10 protein-coding genes are annotated in these 9334 nt (G+C 41.3%); 7 read left to right on the top strand and 3 right to left on the bottom strand.

Annotated elements, in window-relative coordinates; genetic code table 11:
• Window positions 1–971, bottom strand: a 971-nt coding sequence (zapE, locus tag QNK26_RS11310) for a cell division protein ZapE (protein WP_319223000.1), incomplete at its 3' end; no start/stop codon positions are given.
• A 191-nt stretch (window positions 972–1162) separates the two neighbouring features.
• Here zapE and QNK26_RS11305 point away from each other — a divergent pair.
• The 3 genes from QNK26_RS11305 to degS all read left to right on the top strand — a co-directional run bounded on the left by QNK26_RS11305 (window position 1163) and on the right by degS (window position 4158).
• Window positions 1163–1534, top strand: a complete 372-nt coding sequence (locus QNK26_RS11305; RefSeq protein WP_319222998.1) for a YhcB family protein — start codon at window positions 1163–1165, stop codon at window positions 1532–1534.
• A gap of 67 nt (window positions 1535–1601) precedes the next feature.
• The gene (locus tag QNK26_RS11300; protein ID WP_319222996.1) at window positions 1602–2963 is read left to right on the top strand and encodes a DegQ family serine endoprotease; all 1362 of its coding nucleotides are present in this window, start codon (window positions 1602–1604) and stop codon (window positions 2961–2963) included.
• 97 nt (window positions 2964–3060) lie between these two features.
• Window positions 3061–4158, top strand: coding sequence for an outer membrane-stress sensor serine endopeptidase DegS (gene degS, locus QNK26_RS11295; RefSeq protein ID WP_319222994.1), 1098 nt, complete (start codon window positions 3061–3063; stop codon window positions 4156–4158).
• A 115-nt stretch (window positions 4159–4273) separates the two neighbouring features.
• Here the strand turns inward: degS and murA are convergent, their stop codons facing one another.
• Window positions 4274–5536, bottom strand: a complete 1263-nt coding sequence (murA, locus tag QNK26_RS11290) for a UDP-N-acetylglucosamine 1-carboxyvinyltransferase (RefSeq protein ID WP_319222992.1) — start codon at window positions 5534–5536, stop codon at window positions 4274–4276.
• An 11-nt stretch (window positions 5537–5547) separates the two neighbouring features.
• On the bottom strand, window positions 5548–5805 hold the full coding sequence (locus QNK26_RS11285) for a BolA family protein (RefSeq protein WP_319222990.1): 258 nt from the start codon (window positions 5803–5805) through the stop codon (window positions 5548–5550).
• A 327-nt stretch (window positions 5806–6132) separates the two neighbouring features.
• On the opposite strand from QNK26_RS11285, the gene QNK26_RS11280 reads away from it, so the two are divergent.
• From QNK26_RS11280 to lptC, 4 genes are read left to right on the top strand one after another with little or no spacing between them, the layout of a single operon-like run.
• On the top strand, window positions 6133–7101 hold the full coding sequence (locus QNK26_RS11280; protein ID WP_319222988.1) for a calcium/sodium antiporter: 969 nt from the start codon (window positions 6133–6135) through the stop codon (window positions 7099–7101).
• Window positions 7102–7157: 56 nt separating this feature from the next.
• A complete protein-coding gene (locus tag QNK26_RS11275) occupies window positions 7158–8129 on the top strand; it encodes a KpsF/GutQ family sugar-phosphate isomerase (RefSeq protein ID WP_319222986.1) in 972 nt (323 codons plus the stop codon).
• 1 nt (window position 8130) lies between these two features.
• Window positions 8131–8679, top strand: a complete 549-nt coding sequence (gene kdsC / locus QNK26_RS11270; RefSeq protein WP_319222985.1) for a 3-deoxy-manno-octulosonate-8-phosphatase KdsC — start codon at window positions 8131–8133, stop codon at window positions 8677–8679.
• Entirely contained in the window at window positions 8676–9236 is a 561-nt protein-coding gene (lptC, locus tag QNK26_RS11265) for an LPS export ABC transporter periplasmic protein LptC (protein WP_319222982.1), read from the top strand. The genes kdsC and lptC overlap by 4 nt, the downstream gene beginning before the upstream one ends.
• Window positions 9237–9334: the final 98 nt, after the last annotated feature.

Genomic DNA, 9334 nt, shown 5'->3' with positions numbered 1-9334 from the left:
TTACGCTCATAAAACTCATCTACCATAGCAATGAAACGACGAGCGATATCATCACTTAACCGCCCCATCTGTTTCACATTGGCCAGTAATACGGTGTGGTAAATACGGGATATCTCCATGTAATCAACTTGACTGCGCGGCCCGCCACATAACGCGATAAAATCAATCATCAACACACTATCAGCTTCTGCTAATGTCTGTATTTGACGGTTTTCAATATCTATCGGCTGATTGTAGCTACGAGGATCACAAGATAATTGCTGAAAATATTGATCTAAATTTTTCTGCGCAGCACTATCCAGTGGAAAATGATAAATTTCCGCTTGTTCTAATGTACGTAAGCGATAATCAACACCGCTATCAACATTAATAATGTCGCAATTTTGATTAATTAAATGAATAGCAGGTAAAAAGCGAGCGCGTTGCAGACCATTTCGATAAAGCTCATCGGGAATAATATTAGATGTGGCCACTAGAATAACTTGGTGCGAAAATAGCTCTTCAAACAAGGTACCTAAAATCATGGCATCGGTAATATCGGAAACAAAAAACTCATCAAAACAAATAACCCGTGTTTCGTTAGCAAGATTTTTAGCAATAATTTTTAATGGGTTTTTTTGTTGCTGCAATCCTTTCAGCTCTTGATGAATGCGGTGCATAAAACGGTGAAAGTGAACTCGGGTTTTATTCTCAAACGGCAAACAATCGTAGAAAGTATCAACTAAATAGGTCTTACCTCTTCCGACACCGCCCCAAAAATAAATCCCTTTAACGGGATGGCCTTGTATCTGCTCAGACTTGGCCGTTAAGCCTTTAAGTTTAGCGAATAAACCTTGCTTAACGGGTTTTTCTGGCACTGCTAACAACTCATCAAATAGGCGCTGCAATGCCATTACGGCATTTTCTTGCGCCGCATCAAACATAAAATCAGGACGCTTTAAATCAAGCTTATATTTTTCTATTGGGGTCATTATAATTGCTAATCCTTTGCTGTTTCTAACGCCTTTTATTGCCATATACCGACACGCATTAATCATAATCAATGCTACCATGTTGTATTCTTTTGAAATACACTATTTTAAAACTAAGGCCGTTATATTAGAGTATAGAAAGAAGCGTCCCATACTTAGTAGAATACAAATTTCCATTTAACGAGGTGTATATGCCCTATCTTGAAATATTAATTAGTCTGGTTATCGGTATTGCTATCGGTTTTGCTATTGCCAAAGCGACTAACACAAAAGATCAAACAGGTAAGTTTAAGGGTAAACTATTAGCCAAAGAAGCTGAGATTGAACAATACAAACATGACGTTAATGAACACTTCAACAGCACTGAAGAGTTATTAATGAAATTATCTGATTCCTACGTTGAAATGCAACAGCACTTAGCCAATAACGCCAAACATTTATTAGATAATGTCGCAGTTAAAGACATTCCTTTTCAGGCCAAGGAAGTCATCGATCCAGCAGAGCCACTTGAAGGTCAACCGAAAGATTATTCAAGTACCAGCTCAGGATTACTGAATAAATAACTTGAACTTTTACATTTAGACCACATCTAACTGTTTATGCTTATAATTTTCAAGGGCTTAAATAGTTATGAAAGTAAAATCACATTTAACGACTCTCACCGCGTTAGCATTAAGCACAGCAATAGGGTTAACAAGTTTACCTGCAACAGCAGCCTTTCCAGCCGCTGTTGCAGGCCAAGCATTACCCAGTCTTGCTCCCATTCTAGAGCAAGTAACACCTGCAGTCGTGAATATTTCAGTTTCTGGTACTAAGGTATCTCAGCAGCGTATACCTGAAGCTTTCCGCTATTTCTTTGGCCCTGATGGCCCTGGCTCGCAACAACAGAGTCAACCTTTCCAAGGCCTTGGATCTGGCGTCATTATCGATGCCAAACAAGGTTACATTCTGACTAATAACCATGTCATTGCCGATGCTGACGAGATCAAAGTAATGCTTAAAGACGGCCATGAATACGATGCAACATTAGTCGGAGCCGATAGCAGCAGTGATATAGCCCTATTACAAATTAAAGCCAAAAATTTAACGGCAATTAAATTTGCCGATTCAGATAAATTACGTGTTGGTGATTTTACTATCGCCATTGGCAACCCCTTTGGTTTAGGGCAAACCGTAACTTCAGGTATCGTCAGTGCCTTAGGTAGAACGGGTTTACAATTAGAGAATCTAGAAAACTTCATTCAAACCGATGCCGCAATTAATAGTGGTAATTCCGGCGGTGCTCTCGTCGATTTACGTGGTGAGTTAATCGGTATAAATACCGCGATATTAGGCCCCAACGGCGGCAATGTTGGAATTGGCTTTGCGATCCCCTCTAATATGGCCAATAATCTGGTGCAGCAACTTATTGAACACGGTGAAGTTCGTCGCGGAGTATTGGGCGTGGCTGGACAAGAGTTAACAGCAGATCTAGCAAAAGCCTTTGATATTGATGTTCAATATGGCGCATTCATCAATCAAGTCACCCCTGACTCTGCCGCTGATAAAGCTGGCTTAATGGCAGGTGATATCATCATCAGTGTTAATAACAATAAGATCCGCAGTTTCAGCGAGCTCAGAGCACGAATCGGTACATTAGGCGCGGGTAAAGAAATCACCTTAGGTGTCGTCAGGGATGGCCAAGAACAACGTGTAACAGCCACATTAAAACCAGCAGATAACCAACTCGCTAATGCCAGTAACTTACATCCAAGTCTGGCAGGGGCGACATTAGTGAGTGCAGAGAAGAATAACGGCGTAATGATTACGAATATAAAGCCGCGCTCAATCGCAGCAGCATCAGGGTTAAAGCAGGGGGATATCATTATTGGCGTAAATAAAGACAAAGTGGCTAACTTAGCGCAATTACGTGAATTATTGGCTGCCGAAAAAACCACACTCGCGCTCAATATTAAACGTGATGAACAACATTTATTCTTGGTATTACGTTAGCACTTACATCACTTTACCTGTTATTTCCTACATTATCCTAGGAAGAGGTGCTATTCTCTACGTTGCTATTTTTTATGAGTAACGTAGGGATATCTCAGTGCAAGCTTGGTGGTCATATATTTCAAAAAGTATCTTACTCGGTATCGCTGTTGCAGTGATATTGCTTTTCGCGTTACCGCAATTACAAAATAAGCAAAGTTTGAGCCTAAATCAGCCCTTCTCACTTGGGCTTAATGAACAAATGAGTTTTTCTGCCGCGGTCAAACGAGCAGCGCCTTCTGTTGTTAATATTTATACTCGCACTTATCAGCAAACGACGATAAATAGTAAGCCGACACTACGCCCACAAAGCCTTGGTTCTGGTGTGATCATGAATAACAAAGGTTATTTACTGACCAACTATCACGTTATTGCCAATGCTGATCAAATTATTGTCGCACTGCAAGACGGCCGTTTCTTTACCGCTGAATTAATTGGCTTTGATAAATACACCGACCTTGCGGTATTACACATAGATGCAAAAAACCTACCCAGTATCCCTCAAAGCAAGCATGAACAAACCAACATTGGTGACGTCGTCCTTGCCATTGGTAACCCTTACAATTTAGGTCAAACCATCACTCAAGGTATTATCAGTGCTCGCGGTCGTATTGGCATGAGTACCACAGGCCATCAAAACTTTTTGCAAACGGATGCCGCCATTAATGAAGGTAACTCCGGTGGCGCATTAGTCAATAGTCTCGGTGAATTAGTGGGTATCAATACCGCCTCATTTCAGGTTGCTGAAAATGTTGAAACCATGGGTATCAGCTTTGCTATCCCCTACCCCCTGGCGGTTAAAATTATGGATGCATTGATTGCTAATGGCCGCGTGATCCGAGGTTACTTAGGGATTGAAGGCACATCAATTAATGCGGTCATGGCAAAATTACTCGGCTTAAAAGCTAACCAGGGTATTGTGGTACAAAATACCGCACCAAACTCACCCGCAGAACAAGCCGGATTAGTCACCGGAGATGTAGTGATTAAGTTTAACGGCACCGAGATTGATAATGTTATTTGGTTAATGGATGTCGTCGCCGAACAGCGTCCCGGTTCTAAAGTTAATTTAACCGTAATCAGAGAAGGTAAACAACTTGATATTTCTGTGACACTCGGTGAACTACAAGCACTACAGCCTCAGCCCAGTAATTAGACCGCAATAAAAAAGGCGCATATCAATGCGCCTTTTAGTTATTACCATTATGACCGTTTATTACAATAATGACTGTTGCTAGCCATTATCCCAACGCCAATAATGTCGGGGAACACTAACCTTTAATGCGGGTAATGTTGCCACCTAAACCTTGTAATTTATCTTCAATGAACTCATAACCACGGTCAATATGATAAATACGTTCAACCGTTGTGTCACCTGTAGCAAGGAAACCAGCAATAACAAGACTTGCAGATGCACGCAAGTCTGTAGCCATGACTTGTGCGCCAGTCAAACTATCCGTATCGCGGCAAATAGCCGTATTACCTTCCAGTTCGATATCTGCACCCATACGTGCTAATTCAGGTACATGCATAAAGCGGTTTTCGAAAATCGTTTCAATGATAGTCGATGTACCTTTCGCCACAGTATTTAATACCGTGAACTGTGCTTGCATATCCGTCGGGAAGCCAGGGTACGGTACTGTTTTGATATTAACTGCTTTTAACTCACGACCTTCCATATCAAGTGAGATCCAATCATCACCCGTCTTAATCGTTGCACCCGCTTCTTCAAGCTTAAGTAATACCGCATCAAGCAATGCAGGATCGGTTTTATGACAGGTGATCTTGCCGCCAGTAACTGCTGCAGCAACAAGGAAAGTACCCGTTTCAATACGATCAGGTTGTACCGCATACGTACCACCATGAAGGGCTTCAACACCTTCAATCGTTAGTACGTCAGAACCAATACCACTGATCTTCGCACCAAGAGAATTTAAGAAGTTAGCTAAATCAACCACTTCAGGTTCTCTTGCTGCATTCTCAATCGTTGTAACGCCTTCAGCAAGCACAGCCGCCATTAATAAATTTTCAGTGCCTGTTACACTCACCATATCCATTAAGATACGCGCGCCTTTTAAACGACCATCAACGCGGGCTTTAATGTAGCCTTCTTCAACGTTAATGTTCGCTTGCATCATTTCTAAACCATGAATGTGTAAATTCACTGGACGAGCGCCGATCGCACAACCACCCGGTAAAGAAACATCTGCAGTAGAAAATTTAGCCGTCAACGGACCTAAAGCTAAAATTGATGCACGCATTGTTTTAACTAATTCATAGGGCGCTGTTTGACAGTTTACAGTGCCAGCAGTAATAACAACATCGCCATCAGCGTTGCGCTCAGCCTGTGCACCAAGCTCACGTAATAGTTGCAACGTGGTCTTAATATCTCTTAATTCAGGAACATTCTTAAGAGTGATCGTTTCATCACTTAGCAACGTGGCAAATAAAATCGGTAGTGCAGCATTTTTTGCACCCGAGATAGTCACATCGCCATTTAACTGACAAGGACCTTTAATTAAAAACTTATCCATTCTAATCCAGCCTAAGAAGGTAATATAAATTTACGTTCGCGAACCCATTCTTCAGGTGTGTATGCCTTGATGGTTAACGCATGAATACTATTTGATGCAATTTGCTCTTTTAATGGCGCATAAATAGCTTGTTGTTTTTTTACACGGCTCATACCGACAAACATCTCGGCGACAGCAATAACGTCGTAGTGGCTGCCTTCACCTTTCACGTGTAATTCCTGGAACGTATACTCATTTTCCAGTAATGTTTGTAATTCTTGAATATCCATAATACTTAAATCCTATGATGTCGCCATTCTTAGCCAAGTTAAAAACTCTACATGCCGCGATCGCGAACTGAACTAAAACGATAGAACAGCATGTTTAGTTTTAAGTGAATGGCGTTCTAAATGAGAGAATCGCGCTTAAAACTAAAGTATTAAAATAGCCCAGTATTCTAAAAGTAATCGGTATAATACACAATCATAAAAGCATAACTATGTACGGATTTCTCCCTCTCAACACATAATACTCAATAAGATTTAACAAATTACCTTTTCTTTCAGTGAAAAAAGACCGAAAATAGTGTTCTTTTTTATCAACTTTTTAATTGGCCAATGTTAACTACAAATATAATTATTTTAATCCTTGGATTTATTGGCCTCGTCATCAGTGCCGATAAATTCGTCTACGGCGCTGCAGGGTTAGCACGAAACCTAGGTATTTCACCGCTGGTAATAGGTCTTACCATTGTTGCGATGGGCTCTTCTGCGCCAGAAATGATGGTTGCGGTATCGGCATCATTGAATGGCTCACCAAATACAGCCATTGGTAATGCGATCGGTTCTAACATTACCAATATTACTTTAGTGCTCGGTCTTACCGCCTTATTAAAACCATTACTGGTTGGTTCAGCAACAATCCGTCGTGAGATCCCGATGGTATTAGTTACCACGCTGCTAGCCGGTGTGGTGCTGTGGGATTTAAAGCTAGAAGTATATGAAGGTGTGATCTTATTATTACTCTTCTTCATTACCATTTTAACCCTCACTATTTTAGCACTAAAACGTCCAAGTAATGATCCACTTGCCGAAGAACACAATGATGAAGTGCCAGAGGGTGTGCCCACTTGGAAAGCCGTAGCTTGGTTAGTTTTCGGCATGATTGCATTACCGATTAGCTCTAGTTACCTTGTTGACTCAGCGGTTGTGATCGCACAATATTTTGGCATGAGCGATTTAGTTATCGGGCTCACTATCATCGCCATTGGTACCAGTTTACCTGAACTTGCAGCATCGATCACAGGTGTATTAAAAGGCGAAGATGACCTTGCGATTGGTAATATCATTGGTTCAAATATATTCAATATCTTAGCAGTATTGTCGCTACCAGGCATTCTAGCACCAGGGATGATAGATCCAGCGATTATCAGCCGAGACTTCTACTATATGCTCGGTGCAACGATTGTGATGCTATTAATGGCGATGAGCTTTAGAGGGCGTCCTAGTCGTATTAACCGCATTGAAGGTGGCTTACTGCTAGTTGGTTTTGTTGCGTATCAATTTATCGTATTTAATAGCATTTAGCCGTACTTAACATTTTTAATCTAAGTATTAAACAGCATTTTTATTAGGGAATAACCATGTCGAGTCAGTTTAACTATTGTCAAAGCGCACTTAATGTCATTCAAACAGAAGCGGCAGCGATCACTCAATTAGGTCAATATATTGATGCGACCTTTACGGCCGCTTGTGAATTACTGATCAACTGTAAAGGCAAAGTGATCGTCACAGGTATGGGTAAATCGGGTCATATCGCCAATAAAATTGCCGCGACATTAGCCAGCACAGGTACCCCAGCATTCTTTGTGCACCCCGGTGAAGCTAGCCATGGTGATCTGGGCATGATTGAACGTGAAGATGTGGTTATTGCTTTGTCAAATTCTGGCGAGTCCGATGAGATATTAGCGCTATATCCAGTATTAACCCGTTTAAGCATTCCGGTGATTGCGATGACAGGTAATGTCAATTCAACCATGGCACGCGAAGCAAAAGTTAGTTTATGTATTAAAGTTGATAAAGAAGCCTGCCCGCTTGGGTTAGCACCAACATCGAGCACCACAGCGAGCCTGGTGATGGGCGATGCGATTGCCGTGGCACTACTCGAAGCAAAAGGCTTTACTGCTGATGATTTTGCTCTCTCTCATCCAGGAGGCAGTTTAGGGCGAAAGTTATTATTACGTATTTCAGATATTATGCATAAAGGTGACGATGTACCTAGCGTACAACAAAGCGAAACAATCTCAGAAGCTTTGTTAGAAGTCTCGCGAAAAGGCCTAGGAATGACCGCGGTCAATGACGGTAATACACTTGTAGGTATTTTTACTGATGGTGATTTACGCCGTATTCTTGATGCACGTATAGATATTCATCAAACCCCTATCAGTGAAGTAATGACCCAAAGATGTGTTACTATTAATCAACATATTTTAGCTGCAGAAGCCCTTGCCGTCATGGAAAACAAGAAAGTAAATGGCCTAATTGTGGTCAATGAACGACAAGAGCCAGTCGGCGCCTTCAACATGCATGACTTACTACGCGCAGGTGTACTATAAAATGATCAACACATTATACGGTCCGATCCCACAAGATATATTAACCAAAGCAAAAGCATTAAAGTTGCTCATTTGCGATATAGATGGGGTTTTTTCTGATGGCCGAGTATACATGGGCAACGATGGCGAAGAGCTTAAAGCCTTCCATACTCGTGATGGTTTTGGGGTTAAATCTCTGCTTAATGCAGATATCGAAGTGGCCGTGATCACAGGGCGTCAATCAACGATTGTGGCGAACCGCATGCAAGGTTTGGGCGTAAAGCACATCTACCAAGGCCAAGATAACAAAGTTATCGCCTTCAACATGTTGCTAGAAGAACTCAATTTAGCCCCTGAGCATGTCGGTTACATTGGTGATGATGTCATTGATTTACCAGTGATGAATCTTTGCGGGCTCAGTGTCGCGGTTGCCGATGCACATCCTTTAGTTAAAAAAGGGGCTGATTTTAGCACTTCGATTCGCGGTGGTTTTGGTGCTGTAAGAGAATTAGCAGACTTGATCTTACTCGCGAAAGGCATATTAGATCAAGCGCAGGGCACCTCGGTATGAATCGCCAAAATGTAGGGATTGTTATCCTCTTTTTGTGTGCGCTTGGAGTATGGCGATTCTTTTCGCCTGATGAACAAGCAACAGCACCTTCATCAACCGAATACCAACCAGATTTTACTGCTCAAGTCTTACGCAGTGTCGAATTTAGCCTTGAAGGTAAAATCATACGTCGCATTTTTGCAGATAGCATGGAGCACTATGGCGAGTTAGGCATGACAATGTTCACTAACCCCGTTATTATTCTTTATGATGAAAACGCGCAAGCAACCTGGAAGATCCAAGCTAAAGAAGGTAACTTTAGTAGTGAGGACGTTGCCACATTACAAGATAATGTGATTATCAAAAATATGAATAAAAATGATTATATTGATGTCATCACAACCAGTTATTTACAATTAGAGCTTGCTGAGAATTTGGTGCGAAGCGATCAATTAATTACCATTACAGGTGACTTGTTTAATCAAACAGGCATCGGTCTTGAAGGTGATTTAAAGCAAGAATACATGACTATCCTTAAGCAAGTTGAAGCGATCTATACTAATGATGAAAAAATATAAAGTATTACTGTTAACATTATTCATGAGTAACTCAGCACTGGCGTTAGAGTCTGATTTTCAAGAAAATGTTGTCGTGAATGCCAAGCGCCAAGAAGTGT

The sequence above is a fragment of the Moritella sp. genome (genome assembly GCF_033791185.1).
Lineage (GTDB): Bacteria > Pseudomonadota > Gammaproteobacteria > Enterobacterales > Moritellaceae > Moritella.
The sequence above is the reverse complement of the archived record's forward strand: the minus strand, read 5'-3'. Positions and strand labels throughout refer to the sequence as shown.